This is a genomic window from Hymenobacter sp. BT559, from assembly GCF_016427535.1.
Taxonomy (GTDB): domain Bacteria; phylum Bacteroidota; class Bacteroidia; order Cytophagales; family Hymenobacteraceae; genus Hymenobacter.
In genome coordinates this window covers 1-16,389 of the sequence record NZ_JAELXV010000008.1, presented here as the reverse complement: position 1 = coordinate 16,389, position 16,389 = coordinate 1, and the positions used below count along the sequence as shown (strand labels likewise).

Here is a 16,389-nt window from a genome sequence, read left to right as displayed (position 1 = left end):
CTTGCTTAGGTTACAGCGCACCTAAGGCTTGCTCCAGCGCCGCGATTTTGCTTTCGGCATCGGCTAGCTTCTGGCGCTCGCGCTCCAGCACGTCGGGCTTGGCATTGGCCACGAATTTCTCGTTGCCCAGCTTTTTATTCACCGAGTCGCGGAAGCCCTTGGCGTACTCCAGTTCCTTTTCGACGCGGGCACGCTCAGCGGCAGGGTCTACCTGCATGTCGAGCGGCACAAAAAACTCGGTGCTGCCCTGCACGAAGCCTACGGCACTGGCCGGCGCTTCACTCACAAATGACAAGTCGCTGAGGTTAGCCAGCTTGCTGATAAGGTTGGCGTACGCCTGCACCTCGGTGGGGGCGTCAGTTTTCACGGCTAGGTCCACCTGCTTGGTGGGGCCGATGTTCTTCTGGTTGCGCACGTTGCGCACGCCAGCCACGATGGCGAGGGTGCGCTCCATTTCGGCCAGCGTGGTGGCGCTGTCGGCGGGCGCGGTGGCTTTGGGCCAGTGCGCTACGCACACGTAGTCTTTAGGGCCGCGCTCGGCCAGCTCGTGCCACAGCTCTTCGGTGATGAAGGGCATGAACGGGTGCAGCAGCTTAAGCAGCGTTTCGAGGAAATCTACGGTGGCGCGCAGTGTCTCAGCATCGATGGGATGCTGGTAAGCAGGCTTCACCATTTCGAGGTAGTACGAGCAGAAGTCGTCCCACACCAGCTTATACACCGTCAGCAGGGCGTCGCTGATGCGGAACTTGTCGAAATGCTCATCGATGACCACCATGGCGTCGGCCAGCTTGGCCTCAAACCACTTCACAGCCTGCGCATTAGCAAAGGGCAAGTTATTGTCAGCTTCCCAGCCTTTCACCAAGCGGAAGGCGTTCCAGAGCTTGTTGTTGAAGTTGCGGCCCTGCTGCACCAGCTTCTCATCGTAGAGCAGGTCGTTGCCGGCTGGGGCCGAGAAGAGCAGGCCAGTACGCACGCCATCGGCCCCAAAGTCGCGGATGAGGTCCAGCGGGTCGGGCGAGTTGCCGAGCTGCTTGCTCATCTTACGGCCCTGGGCATCGCGCACAATACCAGTGAGGTACACGTTGCGAAACGGAATTTCCTTGCGGAATTCCAGCCCGGCCATAATCATGCGGGCAATCCAGAAAAAGAGGATGTCAGGCCCCGTCACCAGGTCGTTGGTGGGGTAGAAATAGTTGATGTCGGCGTTGTCAGGGTCTTCGAAGCCATCGAACACCGAGATGGGCCACAGCCACGACGAAAACCAGGTATCGAGCACGTCCTCGTCCTGGCGCAGGTCGCTGGCTTGCAAGCTGCTGTTGCCGCTTTGCTCGCGAGCTAGCCCTAGGGCCTCTTCCTCACTGAGGGCCACCACAAACGAGCCATCGGGTAGGTAGTAAGCCGGGATGCGTTGCCCCCACCACAGCTGGCGCGAGATGCACCAGTCGCGCACGTTTTCCATCCACACCCGGTAGGTGTTCTTAAACTTGGGCGGGTGCAGCTTGATGGTGTCATTTTCGACTACTTCGAGCGCGGGCTTAGCCAGGTGCTCCATTTTCAGGAACCACTGCAAGCTCAGCTTGGGCTCAATCACGGCGCCAGTGCGCTCCGAAGTCTGCACGATGCTGGCGTACTCCTCGATTTTATCGAGCAGCCCGGCTTCTTGCAAGTCGACCACGATGTTGCGGCGGGCCGCAAACCGGTCCTGGCCCACGTACAGTTCGGCCTTCTCGTTCAGCGTACCATCGTCGGCCAGAATATCGAGCACCGGTAGGTTGTGCCGCAGGCCGATTTCGTAGTCGTTGAGGTCGTGCGCTGGCGTTACTTTCAGCGCGCCCGTACCGAAGTCTACGGCCACGTAGTCGTCCTGAATAACCGGAATTTCGCGACCTAGGAGCGGAATGCGCACGCGCTGCCCGGCCAGGTCCTGGTAGCGCGGGTCGGTGGGGTTCACGGCCACGGCCACGTCGGCCATGATGGTTTCGGGGCGCGAGGTAGCCACCGTGAGGAAGCGACCAGGCTGACCCACTACCTCGTACTTGAGGTGGTACATCTTGGCCATCGTGTCCTTCGGAATCACTTCCTCATCGGAGATGGCGGTGCCGCCGCGCGGGTCCCAGTTCACCATGCGCACGCCTCGGTAAATCAAGCCCTTGCGGTACAAGTCCACGAACACGCGCAGCACGGCCTCGGTCAGCTTGGGCTCCATCGTGAAGCGCGTGCGGCTCCAGTCGCAGGAGGCGCCGAGCTGCTTGAGCTGCTCCAGGATAATGCCGCCATACTTGTCTTTCCAGGCAAAGGCGTGCTCCAGAAACTGCTCGCGGCTCAGGTCTTTTTTCTCGATGCCCTGCTCCTTGAGCATAGCCACTACCTTGGCCTCGGTGGCGATGCTGGCGTGGTCGGTACCGGGCACCCAGCAGGCTTCTTTGCCCTGCATACGGGCGCGGCGCACCAGCACGTCCTGAATGGTATTGTTGAGCATGTGGCCCATGTGTAGCACGCCCGTCACATTGGGCGGCGGTATCACGATGGTGTAGGGCTGCTTGCGAGGGTTGACGGTGGCTTTAAAAAAGCCCTGCTCCTGCCAGCGCTGGTACCATTTGGCTTCAACGTCGGCGGGCGAATAGGTTTTGGCGAGAGACATGCTAGGAATTTTCGGCTACTAGCAGGCAAAAGTACGGCGGGGTAGTAGCTGTTAATCTTAACAGCTTAACTAAGTACTCCGCAGCTTAGCCAAATTAAATGCGAATTGTAGTTCGAGTTCTGATACTGGCAACGTGCTAGAGCCCCCTAGCGCTTCGATAAACAGCAGTGCCCCTAACTGTAGCATGCGCCAGTTTTTCTCCGCTGTTTTATCGCCATTTCGTTGTGCTTCCGCAATCTGTGTATCACACAACAGACTGCCCGTTAATCGACGTTTTAAGGCCGCACTCTTCTGCAAGCGCTCGGTTTCGCTACCTATTTGAAAGGTTTCAAGGATAGTAGTGGCACACGCCTGTGCTTGCATTGGCTGACCAGCATCGATGCGAAGTTTCCACTCAAGAGCTAATGTCAGCTCAACCCACGTCCAGAGGTTATAGTTGTTCTGAAACGCAATATCATTGAGAAGCTGACACGCTTGGAGGCATAAATCTGGCTGCTCATGTACATATAATAGGTAAGCTAAATTTTTGGCCCGTTCCAAAGGGTCAGAAGCAGTGGGTTTGAAGCTCTTGGCTAAGCTAGTTGCCAAACGGGCCACCTTTGGTATGTTACCCATCTGAGCAGCAATAGCTGCAAATACTTTCCTCTTGGCTTCAATAGGCACTTCCATAACAAAAACTCTGATTTTATCATCGCAAATTCAAAATACATACCTCCTACCGCACTGTTTGCAACTTCGTATTACGATTAACCTAATGCCCCTTACTTTCCCCCCAGCCACCGCTGCCCGCGACGACCTCGACGGCCTACTTCTCCTAGGTGGCCAGCCTACCGTCGAAAACCTGCTAGCGGCCTACGCGCAAGGCATTTTTCCGTGGCCGGTGCCGGGGTGGCCGCTGGCCTGGTTTTGCCCACCTAGGCGTGGCATTTTGCGCCTAAGTGAGCTGCACGTGGGGCGCAGCCTAGCACGGGCGCAGCGGCAGTCGCCGTGGCGCATCAGCTTCGACGAGGCTTTTGGGCAGGTGATGCGGGCGTGCCAGGCGCAGCCCCGCCCCGGCCAGGACGGCACTTGGATTACGCCGCAGCTGGTGCACAGCTACGAGGCGCTGCATGCTGCTGGCCACGCGCATAGCGTAGAGATTTGGGACGGCTCCGAGTTGGTGGGCGGCCTCTACGGCGTGGCCGTGCGGGGCGTATTTGCGGGCGAAAGTATGTTTCACTACCGCCCCAACGCCTCCAAGCTGGCTATTTTGGCCTTGGCAGAGCACCTACGGGCCCGAGGCGCTAGCTGGTTCGATATCCAGCAGCTCACGCCGCATATGGCAGCCCTAGGTGCGGAAGAAGTGTCGCGCGACGAGTTCTTGCGGCTGCTAGCGGCCGAGCAAGACAGCCGGCGAAAACTCTTCTAACAATCGTGCTAGCGCTCTTACTCTCGAGACATGTTGTTGGTTAGCGCTGTAAGCAGCTTGAGCTTATCAGCAATGAGCAACAAAATAAAAATCGTAACCGAGAGCCCTAGCGAAGCGAAAACCAGGATTGCGAAGTACTTGACAGTCCACTCCAAAGCTACTTTCAGCCGGTGAATGAAGCTAATGCTTTTCTCAGTTGCGCCTTCATAAAGCGAGAATTTAACCGTGCAGAATTCATTCTCTGCGTCGAAGTTGCCAAGCTCTACGCCTAGCTCCTGCAGCTTCTCTTCTATCTCCAAAATTTTGTCGTTGAGCGACACAAAATCGGCAATTTGCCCGCCCTTCGATTTTAGCTCGTTCAACGATTGCAGCGTTTTCTCAATCGAAACCTTCTTCGCGTTGAGCTGCCGATACTCGTTGGTTTTATCAACTTTGGTGATTTCCGTGGCTTTTACCGAGCCTATTTGCTGAATTTCCTGGTAAAACTTATCGAACATGGCTGGGGGTACGACTATCAACAAGTGAATTTGCCGGTTGCCCTTCTGCCCTAGGTTTTGCTCATATTGAATAATAGCCTTGTAAGCCAGCGTTTTCGCTTTAACTAACTTCTCGTCCTGCCCAAACTCGGAAGTCTTGGATTTCACCGAAGCCGTTTTCTCAAACTTCTGGTTGGAGGCGATGCTGGCCGAAGCTGCTACATCCTTTTTCAAGGCTATTTTCTCGGGGGCAAACTTCTCAGAGGCGTAGTTGCGGCGCAAGTTTTCGATGCTACTAAAGAAGTCATCGCTGTAGTCATCGCCGCGGCCGGTGCTCGTGGCCACGTACCCATATAGCAGCCGGAAAGCCAGCAAGACGATAAAAATAGCCCCATACCAGCGGCCTACTTTCCAAAATTTTCCTTTGAGGTTGGTCATCGACGCACTGCGCAGCTAATGAAGCTGCAAGTTGCATTAGCTCATGCTTCTACCAAAAAAAACACCTTCGCTTGCCGCACCCGTAGGCTGGCAAACGAAGGTGTAGCTAAGCGGCGCGCAAAAACTTACGCGGCCGTTTTGTGCAGCCACGCCTGCTTTTGAGTTAGGCGCTCGCGGGTTTCGCGGTGGTCGGGGTCATCTACGCAGCAATCGACGGGGCACACGGCGGCGCACTGCGGCTCTTCGTGAAAGCCTACGCACTCGGTGCATTTATCGGTCACGATATAGTAGTATTCGTTCGATACCGGGCGCTGGGGGTCGGTACCACCAACTTGCTTGCCATCAGCCGTTTCTACTTCTTTGAGCTTGGTGCCATCGGCCCAGCGCCACTGGGCGCCGCCCTCGTAAATAGCGGTGTTGGGGCATTCCGGTTCGCAGGCACCACAATTGATGCACTCGTCGGTTATCATGATGGCCATTGCCGTCGTCTCCTTATGCTAATGAGTAATTTTGCTAGTCAAGCTGCCGCACTGTACGTAAAAACTACAGTCGCGGCTGCATTGCGCCCTCAAAGGTAGGGCGCATCCGGGCTTGCCGCTACCCCTTCCCTATGCTGAACCATGCTTCCCGCCTCGCCGCATTCGCGGCCCTAGGCCAACGCCTCGCTACCCTTACCGAAGATGAACTCACCGACCTAGCCGCTCGCGCCCGCAACCGCAACGGCTGGTTTGACCTGCCCAACGTGCGCGCTGCCATCGCGGGCATTGCCCACCTGCTAGCCGAGCCCCAGCTCAGCCAGTGGGCCGGCCGCTACCCCGCCGAGCCCACCGAGCCCCGCCAAGTAGGCGTGGTAATGGCGGGTAATATTCCGCTCGTGGGCTTTCACGACTTGCTGTGCGTGCTCGTCAGCGGCCACACACTGCTGGCCAAGCCCAGCAAAGAAGACACTGTGCTGATGCTCTGGATTGCGAAGGAGCTAACCGAAGTTGAGCCAGCTTTCACTGAGCGTATTCAGTTCGTGGAGCGCCTCAACGCGGCCGATGCCTTCATCGCCACCGGCTCGGATAACACAGCGCGCTACTTCGAGTATTACTTCCGCAACAAGCCGCACCTCATCCGGCGCAACCGCACCAGCCTAGGTATCCTTACGGGCCACGAAACGGCCGAAGAGCTGGCCGCCCTAGGTCCCGATATTTTTCAGTATTACGGCCTGGGCTGCCGCAATGTGAGCAAGCTCTACGTGCCCGAGGGCTACGATTTTGTGCCCCTACTCGACGCGCTGCAGCCCTACCACCGCGTGCTCGACCACCACAAGTACCAGAACAACTACGATTACAACAAGAGCATTCTACTGGTGAATGCGGTGCCGCACTACGATAACGGCTTTTTGCTACTCACCGAGCGCGAGGCTATCGTATCGCCCATTTCGGTAGTGCACTACAGCACTTACACCCAAGAGATTGACTTGCTCGACCAGCTCACCAACGTGGCCGCCCAAACGCAGTGTCTCGTGTCGGCTGGGGGGCGCTACCCCGGTTCGTTCCCGTTTGGCCGGGCACAGACTCCCGGCGTGGCCGACTACGCCGATGGTATCGATACTATGGAGTTCCTGGCCGCCGAAGTGTAACCAAAATTGGCCCTAGGTTGGTACACTATAAGTAATATTGCCCGCACCAAGCTGCATCGCGGCTAAACAGGCAACTTGGTTTTTGCTTCATACTAAAAGCAGAACTGCTTGCGTAAAGTAGTAGTCGCAACTCATTATTCACTTTCTGCCGCTGTTCCTCTATGTTTGCTCCCACCACCGACCAGCCCATTGAAACCGTTGACAAAGAGAGTATTCCCACGCTCCGATTTTCTCAAGAGGATGTCCTGACCGACCAGGCTGCCCTAGAGCGCCGCAGCGCCGATGCTGAGCGTGCCTCCCGCCTGGGCAATGCCTACCACGGCAAGCTGGATATCTTTTTTCAAACCGCCGACGGCCAGCCCAAGCGCGTACAAACCGCCGTGTGGGGCGCGCATCCCGAGTATCTTACGCTAAAAGCCGGCATCATGCTCCCACTCCGCGCTGTGCTGGGGTTTGACTTCTATTAATCGCAGATTCGAACGGATTTTTAGGATGTAACGGATACGCCCACTGCGCGGGCTGACTAGCTAACTGATGAAACCGCACACTAAAAAAGCCGCCCCGAAAGGGCGGCTTTTTCTGGTTGTTACTCGACCAGCTAATCAGCCCGCGCAGCGGGCGTATCCGTTACATCCTAAAAATCCGTTCGAATCTGCGATTATAGGAGGGCTAGGGTGCGGGCTATCAGACGGTCGACGATGTCGCCCGCGTCTTTGGCAAACTCGCCGGTGGCGCGGTTGGCCACGATGGCGTTGAGGCTCAGCACCTCGTGGCCCAAGAGCTGCCCTAGGGCATAGTAGCCAGCGGTTTCCATCTCGAAGTTGCTGAGGCGGAAATCACCTTCCGGGCTTTGGTGGCGGAAGCTTTGCAGGCGCTGCATGTAATCGGGCTGGCGCAGGTCAAGGCGCAGGCGGCGGCCCTGCGGGCCGTAGAAGCCGGGGCACGTCACAGTGTTGCCGATGAGCAGGTCGCCGGCCAGCTGCTCGCGCAGCAGGTCGGAGCCACGCACCACGTAGGGGGCAAAGGGCAGGTCCAGCGAGTTTTGCAAGTCCTTGGCTACCTGCGTTTCGAGGCCGGTTTCCATGAGCGGGTAAAATTGCATCAGCGAATCGAGGCCCACGGCGTGCTGGGTGGCCAGCAGCGCGCCCACGGGCACATCGGACTGGAGGCTGCCGCTGGTACCTAGGCGAATGATGCGCAGGTTCATGCGCTCCTCGTGGGGCCGCACAGTGCGCGACATAAAGTCGATGTTCACCAGCGCATCCAACTCGTTCATCACGATGTCGATGTTATCAGTGCCCATACCGGTGCTCAGCACCGTGAGGCGCTTGCCGCGGTAGTAGCCCACGTGCGTCACAAACTCGCGGTGCACGCCCTCAAACTCGATAGAATCGAAATGCCGGCTCACCTGCGCCACCCGTGCCGGGTCGCCCACCGTCAGAATAGTGTCGGAGATGTGGTCGGGCAGCAGATTGAGGTGATAAATCGTGCCGTCGGCGTTCAGAATGAGTTCGGATTCGGGAATCATAACTAGGTTATTACTTAAAAAAGTGTCATGCTGAACGCAGTGAAGCATCTCGCGTGGTGCAGCTATCCTTTATATTCTAGATTAGTGCACTACGCGAGATGCTTCACTGCGTTCAGCATGACAAACGACAAAAATCGCACTACCCTCTATACGACGCCAAGCCTTGAGCCGGTGTGTAGTGGTTGCTGATTTTTGGGTACGTGCCCGTGCCATCGTAGGGGCGCTTGTCGGGGTGCGCGGCGCAGGCCTCCGAGCAGGCGCCGGCCAACTGCTCGCCGCAGCTTTCGCACAGCGGCAGGTGGGCGTTGCAGTGCGGGTTGGCGCAGTTGATGAGGCGGGGCGAAGGCTGCTGGCAGTGGTGGCAGCGCGAAATGACGGTGGGGTTCACCGTGTTTACGTCCACGGCCACGCGGCCATCAAACACGTAGCACTGGCCGTCAAAGTCTTCGCCGCCTACCTCGTGGCCGTATTTGATGATGCCGCCGTGTAGCTGGTACACGTTTTCGAAGCCCTGCTCTAGCAAGAAGGCGCTGGCTTTTTCGCACTTCACACCGCCGGTGCAGTAGGTCAGAATCTTTTTATCCTTGAACTCCTGCAAGCGTTCGACGCGCTCGGGAAAATCGCGAAAGTTCTCGATATCCAGCGTTACAGCATTTTTAAAGCGTCCTAGGTTGTATTCGTAGTCGGAGCGCACGTCGACCACCACCACGTCGTCGCGGTCTTTTAAGGCCTTGAACTCTTGGGGCGTCAGGTGCTGGCCGGTTTTTTCGTGGGGCCGCACGTGGCGCAGGCTGCTGTGCACAATCTCATCTTTTAGCCGCACATGCAGCTTCTGGAAGGTGTGGCCTTCGACTTCGTCAATCTTAAACTCCAGCGCCGCAAAGCGCGGGTCGGCCTTCACGGCGGCCATGTAGCCGGCGCAAGCCTCGCGGGTGCCCGACACAGTACCATTCAGACCCTCGGCCGCCACGATGATGCGTCCGCGCAAGTCTAGGTCGAGGCACAGCCGATGGTGCTCGTCGCGGAACTGCTCAGGGTTTTCGAGAGGCGTATAGCAATAATAGAGAAGGACTTGATAGCTCATAGTTGTTAGTTGCTCGTTGTCCGTTATCAGTTTCGCTGTTGTCCGCTATTACAACTCTATTAGTAGGCATTAACAACGGACAACAAGCAATTGACAACAAAAATTTACACCTGCTTGGCCGGATTGCCGAATACAGTTTGGTTAGCGGCTACGTCGGCCACTACTACTGAGCCAGCGCCTACGCGGGCCTTGTCGCCCACTTTCACGCCGGCCACCAGCACTGCGCCGGCCCCTACAAACGCGCCCGCGCCTACGCTGGCTCCTACGCCTACCTGCGCGCCCGTACCCAGCTGGGCATAGTCACCGATGCTGGCCTGGCCTTCGACTACGGCATTGGCACCCACCAAAATGCCCTGCCCTAGCTTGGCCGTGGCAGCCACTACTGCATTGGGGCCTACGTAGTTGCCGTGGCCCAGCTCGGCGTGGGTCGATACGCTGGCGCGCTGATGAATACTGTTGACGGGCACCACTTCGTAGTCGTCGCGCAGCATCTTGGTGAGGCTGCGGCGGCTGGCGGTGTCTTCGGTGGCCACGAATACTTCGCACTTCTTGCCGAGCAGTTTTAAAAGCTCGCCGTCGTCGGTATTGCCCATTACGGGCACGTCGAGCAGCTCGGTATTGTGCAGCTTGGGGTCGTCGTCGAGAATGCAGTACACGACCACATCGTTGGAGAGAAACGCATCCAGGGCGGCCGTGCCGACGGCCTGCGCGCCGAGAATGATAACGGGGTTTTCCATAAAAAGCAAAGTTACGCGTTGCGTGCAGCAGTAAACAGCGCAGCCGGCCTATTAGCTCCCTCGTTTAGCCACCTAGGCCTAGCCGCCGCAGTAGCTGGCGGGCGTAGTCGTTTTGCAGCAGTAGCCATAGCAGCCACGGCAGCAGCACCGTGCGGTAGCGCAGCAGTGTTCCTAGGTTAGGCGTACTCAGGCCGATGAGGCCGGCTAGCACCACGCAGTACAGCAGCAGAGCCAGCACCAAGGCCGCCGGCAGCCGGCCAGGCCGGCCGCGCCACGCGGCAATGGCTGCCATGGCCAGCAGCCCGACTATTAATAGGTTTTCGAGCCCGACAGCCACATACCGCAGGGCCGCCGACTCGCCCAGCCAGGGGCGCACCAGGGCCTGAGCGGTAGCCAGGGGAAAGTGACTCGCCATGCTACTCACGGTAGGGCGTAGGCTACTGTATACTAAGTGCGGCCGCCCTGCCGAAGTGGCCAGGCCGTGCACGTAGTTTTCCCACAGCTGGCTCGTGACGAAGGCTTTCGACACTGGCTCGCCACCCACCGCTACAACCAGCGCGCCGGCTAGCACCAGCCCGCCTAGCAGCACCAACCCTTGGGCACGCCACCCGGCCTGCAGCCAGCCCCGGCGCTCGGCTAGCACTACCACGGCCAGGCCGAGTAAACTACCTAATAGCGGCAGCGCAAAAAAATAGCGCAGCCGCACGTGTAGCCAGGCCAAACCTAACAGCAGCATCCAATCTAACCATTTTGCAGTCACTGTTTTGCGGCTAAGTAGCAGATTGATTACTACCGATACTAACACTGCACCGCTGCCCAGCACCAGCGTTTCTTTAGCGATACCCGACGACCACCACACTACGGATGGCCACAGTAGAAAAGCGACTACACTCGCCCCTAGCGGCGCTACCGGCCACAGCTGGCGCAGCGTACACACTAGCCACCAGCAAGCCACGCCGCATCCTAGGCTTAAATACACGCCATTCAACCAGAAGCTACCGAGTGTAACAAGGTTTAGTAAGGCTAATATCTTGCTGATGAATAAAGTGTTAGACCATTGATAAACCTCCAAAGGGTAAGTGCCATACCACACGTGCCGCCCCTGCCATAGCGCAGTCCAACCAACGGCCGGCTGCGTCCAGAGTCGCGCTGTAAAGCCCTGTCCCCAAGCGTGCATAAACTGCGCATCAGAGCTGTGCTGGAGCACGCCAGCCGCTACGCGCAAGGCCAGCGCCGGCAGCAGCCAGCGCCGCAGCTCTGGTTCAGCCCGGCGGTATTCGCGGCGCAGCCACCACCCTAGGGCCAGGGCGGCGAGCAGGTTTAGCAGAATGGCTAAGATTAGCTTCATCGGCTGATACGCAAGCGTCCTGGGTCGCCGCCCACCAGCCGCCCGCCGATGGCGCAGTGTAGGCAGCGCCGCGGCTGGCAGTAGCCCTTATTCAGGGCCAGCAGGCCCTGCGAGTCGGCGGCCGTGCGGTGCTCAAACCCTAGGGCCTGGTAGAGGTCGGTGTACTGGTTGTGCTCGGCGGGCAGCTCGTTCAGCAGCGTTATGCTATTTTCAACCAGCTCGGGCTGGCCGGTGTGGCGGGCGTAGGCCACGCGCAGTGGCACTACCACGTTAATAATCAACAGCTCAATACTGCTCTTGCCCAGCCCTGGCACCTTGCCCGGCCGGCCGGGCCGGAAGTGCTGCTGCCAGTACGCGGGGGCCGGCGCACCCGCAAAAAACTCGCTAAGCGCCAGCACACTCTGCGCTGTCAGCAGGGCATCGAACAGCGCGGGGCGGCGGTGCAGCAGCCCCACCAGCTGCCCCAGCCGCACGGCCGGGAAATTGGCGGGCCGCAGGCGCAGGTAGTTCCACTCGTGGGCCGCCAGCGCGGTGGGCCCTAGGTTGTATTTATGGCTCAGAAAATCGTATTCCCGCCGCAGGTCATGCAGGTAGTCGTCAGCCGCGGTTTCGGAGGTTTCGACCAGCATACCGGCTTGCCCAAACAGCAGGGCTTCGAGTTGGCGTTGGTCGTGGCGGTGGCGACGCACCAGGGGCAGCGGCACCGCCTTGGCGAGGCGGGCCAGGGGCTCGCTGTTTTTTTGGAAGCCAAAAGCCGCCATCAGGGCGTGGTAAGTCGTGGCTTCCCAGTCGTGCCCTAGGTGCTCGTGCAGCGCGGCTAGCGTATCAGCCTTTTGCTCTATGCGCTCTAGCAGCGCCCGCTCGGTCATCATGGTGCGCACCAGCATGGGCACTTGACCGAGCAGTGGCGCGCAAGGTAGCGCGGCAGCGGTTGGCGCCTGCATCAGGGCCTCGTAGCGGCTTAGCAGGTCGGACGCCAGGCGCGGGGCCAGCGCCAGGGCCGGAATGAGGCTGCCGTTGGTGCGGTGCACGTCGGCATCGGCGGCGTGCACCACGTGCAGCACTACTTGGTCGTATTTCTTGTCAGTTTGGTGGTTATGCCGCTGCCAGTCGCTGGCCCGCAGATGGATTTCAACGGCACCGTTCCATTCTACGTCGCCGAGGCGCAGGCGGGCGTTGAGGAAGTCGGGGCCTGCGTCGGCATTGCGCTGGCCGGGGCGCAGCACCTGTATTTCCTCGCCGCCGGTAGTGCGCAGGTCACCCTTGTCGAAGTATTGGTGCTGCCAGACGTAATGGAGGAAATCTTCTTTCATTAGGACAATAAGAACCTAGGGCAATTTGCCAGCAATAGCGCTCCGTAAAAGTAAAACGCCCCGCTTCGGACTGAAGCAGGGCGAGTTAAAAATCGGCACCTAGGTGCTGGTTAAGCAGCTGGCAAGCGTCCTGGGGTATCCTTACCGCAGGTCAATTACCTTCACGCCAGGGTACTGGGCTTTGTCAAAAGCGAACGTGCTGGCCGTGACGGGCACATTGGGCTTGAAGTTATTGAGGGTGAAGGTAGTGCGCGTGCCGTTCTTCTTGAAGGTCTTCACGCTGTGGATGGCTTTGTCGGCCGTACCCACGATAATCTGCACCTTGAACACGTCGTTTTTACGGTCTTCCGGCGAGAGCTCGATGAGGTCGCTGGCCACGCCACCGTCCTTAAGCGACTTCACGTAGGTGTACTTGTAGCCCTTCTTGTACATGGTGTACATCTGGGCCGGCGACATATCCTGGTTGGTGGGGTCGGCCTCGGCGACGTTCACCTCGTTCTCGTTTTTGAGGTACGTCCAGGTGGTTTTGCCGTCGTTGATAACCTCTTGGCCATTCGCCTTGAGGTGGTATTTCTGGCCGCTCACGGTCACGTCGCCGCTCAGGTTTTGCTTGAGCTTAGCGGCGGGGTTTTCCAGGGTTTGGGTGAAGCCTGCCTGAAACGATTTGAGGGCGGTGTATTTGGCACTAACGGCATCGAGGATTTTACCGGCTTTAGGGTCTTGCTGCGCGGCGGCGGGCAGGGCCAGGGTAGCGGCCAGCGCCAGCAGGGAAAATTTCTGAGTCATGGGGAATAGAAAACCGGGCTAGTTGAGACCGGATGAAACTGCCTTACGCAAAAGCGGGGCCAAAAGTAATCGAACAAGCAATATTTACCAGTTAAGCAGCTAGCAAGCAACCTTATAGATAACGAGGTCTACTTCCTTTTCAGAAAGTAGACCTCATCTGTCACTTGCTATTTGGCAGCTATCAATTACTTGGGCAGCGTGTTCAGCAACTGCTCGAGTTGGTACTCGTCGGGGATGAGCACATCGCGCTGCTTCGAGCCTTGGAAAGGGCCCACGATGCCGGCGCGCTCCAGTTGGTCGACGATGCGGCCCGAGCGGTTGTAACCTAGCTTGAGCTTGCGCTGAATAAGCGAGGTAGAGCCCTGCTGGTGCAGCACAATGCAGCGGGCCGCTTCCTCAAACATCGAGTCGCGCTCGCTTAGGTCGAGGTCACCGGCATCGCCATCACTGTCGCCATCGGCACCGGCTACTTCGGGTAGCAGGTAAGCATCGGGGTAGCCCTGCTGCTCGCCGATGTAGTCGCACACGCGGTCTACCTCGGGGGTGTCGATGAAGGCGCACTGCACCCGGATGAGGTCCGAGCCCGCTGAGAACAGCATGTCACCCTGGCCAATGAGCTGGTCGGCCCCACCGGTATCCAGGATGGTGCGCGAGTCGATTTTGCTGGTCACCTTAAAGGAAATCCGGCAAGGGAAGTTGGCCTTGATGATGCCCGTAATCACGTTTACGCTGGGGCGCTGGGTAGCCACGATGAGGTGAATACCGATGGCGCGGGCCAGCTGCGCGAGGCGCGCAATGGGCGTTTCGACCTCTTTGCCAGCCGTCATCATGAGGTCGGCCAGCTCGTCGATTACCAGCACGATGAACGGCAGGAAGCGGTGCCCCTTCTTGGGATTGAGGCGGCGCTCCACAAATTTGAGGTTGTACTCTTTGAGGTTGCGGCAGCCAGCTTCCTTTAGCAGGTCGTAGCGGCGGTCCATCTCCATGCACAACGAATTTAGCGTGTTCACTACCTTCTTGGTGTCAGTAATGATAGCCTCCTCGGTGTCGGGCAGCTTGGCCAGGAAGTGGCGCTCAATCTTATTGAAGATACTGAGTTCTACCTTCTTCGGGTCAACTAGCACAAACTTGAGTTGAGCGGGGTGGCGCTTGTAGAGCAGCGAAGCCAGAATCACGTTCAAGCCCACCGACTTACCCTGGCCAGTGGCACCTGCCATCAACAAGTGGGGCATCTTGGCCAAGTCGGCCACGAACACTTCGTTAGTGATGGTGCGGCCGAAGGCCACCGGCAGGTCCATTTCGGAGCGGGCAAACTTCTCGCTGCCCAGCACCGAGCGGATGCTCACCATCTCTTTCTTGGTGTTCGGCACCTCGATACCGATGGTGCCTTTGCCCGGAATCGGGGCGATGATACGGATACCTAGGGCGGCCAGGCTCAAGGCAATATCATCTTCCAGACTCTTGATTTTGGAGATGCGGATACCGGCCTCGGGCACAATCTCGTAGAGCGTAACCGTGGGCCCGATGGTAGCCTTGATGCTGGCAATGGCGATGCTATAGTGCCCGAGGGTCTCGACGATACGGTCCTTATTGGCTTCTAACTCTTCTTTGGTTACCTGGGCTTTGGCTACACCGTAGTCATTGAGCAGCTCCAGGGTCGGGAACTGGTAGCGCGAGAGGTCGAGCGTGGGGTCGTAGTTGACGTCGGGCATGGCGTCGGCGTCTTCCTGCTCGTCGGCTACGGCCGCAATGTCGGCCCCGGCATTGGGGTCGAGGTCGTCGCGGCTGGGCACGGTTATCTCCAAGCTGGTGCTTGGCACCTGGGGCTTGGGGCTAGGCGTGGGCAGCGGCGCGTTGGCATCAGCCAAGTCGGCCAGCGAGAGCGGCGTCGGAATGCTAGGCGCTAGCGGCGCTGCTACTTCGGGCTCAGCCTCGGGCAGCTCGAAAGAGAAGGCCGGCCCTGCGGCGGCCACTGGCGCAGCGGCTGGTGCGCTCAGGGACGTGGTGGCCAGCGCAATGGGGGCTCCTACTCCACTCGCCAGGGGTAGCTCGGCACTGGGCTCGTCGGCAGGGTCACTAGCTATTTCCAGGTCTAGGCTCGGGCTCGCCAACGGCACGGGGGCTTTGAGCGGGCTGGGGCGGGGCGCGGGCTCATACTCGGGCTCACGGGTGGGCAGGGGCTCGTCGTCTTCCTCTGCTTCCAGCACCGCTACTTGGCGGGTGGGGGTTGGGGCGGGGCGGGGCGCAGCTTTGGCGGTGGGCGTAGGGGCGGTAGCGGGCATTGGCGCCAGCTCTTCATCTAGCTCCTCCTCTTCTTCGTCTTTGCCGCCTAGGTTGAGGTCCAGGCTAGTGATGTTGAAGAAGTACACCACGAATGCCAGCAGCCCAAAGGCTAGCAGCAGCACCGTGCCCCAGCCGATGAGCGACTGCAGCCAGAAAGCCATTTCGTAGCCTGCGCCGCCGCTGAGCCAGTCGAAGCGGTGAGCTTCCAGCGGGTCGGTGCCGGGCTGCTCCATCTGCACTACCACGTAGCCCAGCAAGGCGCTGGTCCACAGCATGGTAAATAGGCCCAGCGCCAGCACGTAGCTCACCGAGCCTTTGGCCCGCCGAAACACGATTTTGTAGCCTAGGAAGAATACTATCGGAATCAGGGCGTAGGCCGATAGCCCAAAGCCCCGGTAGATGAGCTTCTCGGAGAGCCAAGCCCCGAGCAGACCCAGCCAGTTACCCGACTCCTGCCCGGCTTCCTTCACCGGCATGGTACCTAGGGCGGCCACAATGCTTTGGTCGGCGCGCCCGCTGAACAGGAACGAAGTAAACGCGATAGTGAGGTACAGCGAGCTCAGCAGCAAGCCAAAACCCACCATGAGGTGAAAGCGCCGGTCGCGGAGCAGCGCCAGCACGTTGCCCAAGCTGGGGCGCGGGCCTGCTGGGCGGGCGGGCTTGGGGGCCGCAGCGGGGCGGGCTGCCCCACCGCCCGTGGCCCGGGCGCGGGGCGCAGCG

At 59.1% G+C, this 16,389-nt stretch carries 14 protein-coding genes; 3 read left to right on the top strand and 11 right to left on the bottom strand.

All coding sequences use genetic code 11. The annotated features are described in order from the left end of the window. Positions 1–10: 10 nt before the first annotated feature. Both JAO77_RS21180 and JAO77_RS21175 read right to left on the bottom strand, forming a co-directional pair. On the bottom strand, positions 11–2,641 hold the full coding sequence (locus tag JAO77_RS21180) for a valine--tRNA ligase (protein ID WP_198992448.1): 2,631 nt from the start codon (positions 2,639–2,641) through the stop codon (positions 11–13). Positions 2,642–2,710: 69 nt separating this feature from the next. After that, positions 2,711–3,310, bottom strand: coding sequence for a DUF6707 family protein (locus tag JAO77_RS21175; protein ID WP_198992444.1), 600 nt, complete (start codon positions 3,308–3,310; stop codon positions 2,711–2,713). Positions 3,311–3,395: 85 nt separating this feature from the next. On the opposite strand from JAO77_RS21175, the gene aat reads away from it, so the two are divergent. Further along, the gene (gene aat, locus JAO77_RS21170; RefSeq protein ID WP_198992443.1) at positions 3,396–4,049 is read left to right on the top strand and encodes a leucyl/phenylalanyl-tRNA--protein transferase; all 654 of its coding nucleotides are present in this window, start codon (positions 3,396–3,398) and stop codon (positions 4,047–4,049) included. 17 nt (positions 4,050–4,066) lie between these two features. Here aat and JAO77_RS21165 read toward each other — a convergent pair whose 3' ends face one another. Together JAO77_RS21165 and JAO77_RS21160 are read right to left on the bottom strand one after the other, a co-directional pair. Then, positions 4,067–4,963 carry a DUF4349 domain-containing protein gene (locus JAO77_RS21165; RefSeq protein ID WP_198992442.1) on the bottom strand — a complete coding sequence of 299 codons (897 nt, stop codon included), beginning with the start codon at positions 4,961–4,963 and terminating at the stop codon, positions 4,067–4,069. A gap of 125 nt (positions 4,964–5,088) precedes the next feature. Beyond that, positions 5,089–5,442, bottom strand: coding sequence for a 4Fe-4S binding protein (locus JAO77_RS21160; RefSeq protein WP_144843532.1), 354 nt, complete (start codon positions 5,440–5,442; stop codon positions 5,089–5,091). A 131-nt stretch (positions 5,443–5,573) separates the two neighbouring features. On the opposite strand from JAO77_RS21160, the gene JAO77_RS21155 reads away from it, so the two are divergent. Beyond that, positions 5,574–6,590 carry an acyl-CoA reductase gene (locus JAO77_RS21155; protein WP_370550319.1) on the top strand — a complete coding sequence of 339 codons (1,017 nt, stop codon included), beginning with the start codon at positions 5,574–5,576 and terminating at the stop codon, positions 6,588–6,590. 161 nt (positions 6,591–6,751) lie between these two features. Next, positions 6,752–7,057, top strand: a complete 306-nt coding sequence (locus JAO77_RS21150) for a hypothetical protein (RefSeq protein ID WP_198992441.1) — start codon at positions 6,752–6,754, stop codon at positions 7,055–7,057. Between the two features lie 191 nt (positions 7,058–7,248). Here JAO77_RS21150 and JAO77_RS21145 read toward each other — a convergent pair whose 3' ends face one another. From JAO77_RS21145 to JAO77_RS21115, 7 genes are all read right to left on the bottom strand, one after another. After that, positions 7,249–8,118 (bottom strand): nucleoside phosphorylase, encoded by an 870-nt coding sequence (locus JAO77_RS21145; protein ID WP_235998547.1) that lies wholly within the window; start codon positions 8,116–8,118, stop codon positions 7,249–7,251. Positions 8,119–8,257: 139 nt separating this feature from the next. Beyond that, positions 8,258–9,202 (bottom strand): oxygen-dependent tRNA uridine(34) hydroxylase TrhO, encoded by a 945-nt coding sequence (gene trhO / locus JAO77_RS21140; RefSeq protein WP_198992439.1) that lies wholly within the window; start codon positions 9,200–9,202, stop codon positions 8,258–8,260. 104 nt (positions 9,203–9,306) lie between these two features. Further along, positions 9,307–9,939 (bottom strand): DapH/DapD/GlmU-related protein, encoded by a 633-nt coding sequence (locus JAO77_RS21135; protein WP_198992438.1) that lies wholly within the window; start codon positions 9,937–9,939, stop codon positions 9,307–9,309. 64 nt (positions 9,940–10,003) lie between these two features. Beyond that, positions 10,004–11,287 carry a hypothetical protein gene (locus JAO77_RS21130; protein ID WP_198992437.1) on the bottom strand — a complete coding sequence of 428 codons (1,284 nt, stop codon included), beginning with the start codon at positions 11,285–11,287 and terminating at the stop codon, positions 10,004–10,006. After that, positions 11,284–12,600: a DUF2851 family protein gene (locus JAO77_RS21125; RefSeq protein ID WP_198992436.1), complete on the bottom strand. Its 1,317-nt coding sequence runs from the start codon at positions 12,598–12,600 to the stop codon at positions 11,284–11,286. Before JAO77_RS21125 ends, JAO77_RS21130 begins: the two co-directional genes overlap by 4 nt. A gap of 141 nt (positions 12,601–12,741) precedes the next feature. Next, complete coding sequence (lolA1, locus tag JAO77_RS21120) at positions 12,742–13,386, bottom strand: outer membrane lipoprotein periplasmic chaperone LolA1 (protein ID WP_198992435.1); 645 nt, start codon at positions 13,384–13,386, stop codon at positions 12,742–12,744. A gap of 185 nt (positions 13,387–13,571) precedes the next feature. Then, the coding region (locus tag JAO77_RS21115; RefSeq protein WP_235998546.1) for an FtsK/SpoIIIE family DNA translocase at positions 13,572–16,389 on the bottom strand (2,818 nt) is incomplete at its 5' end.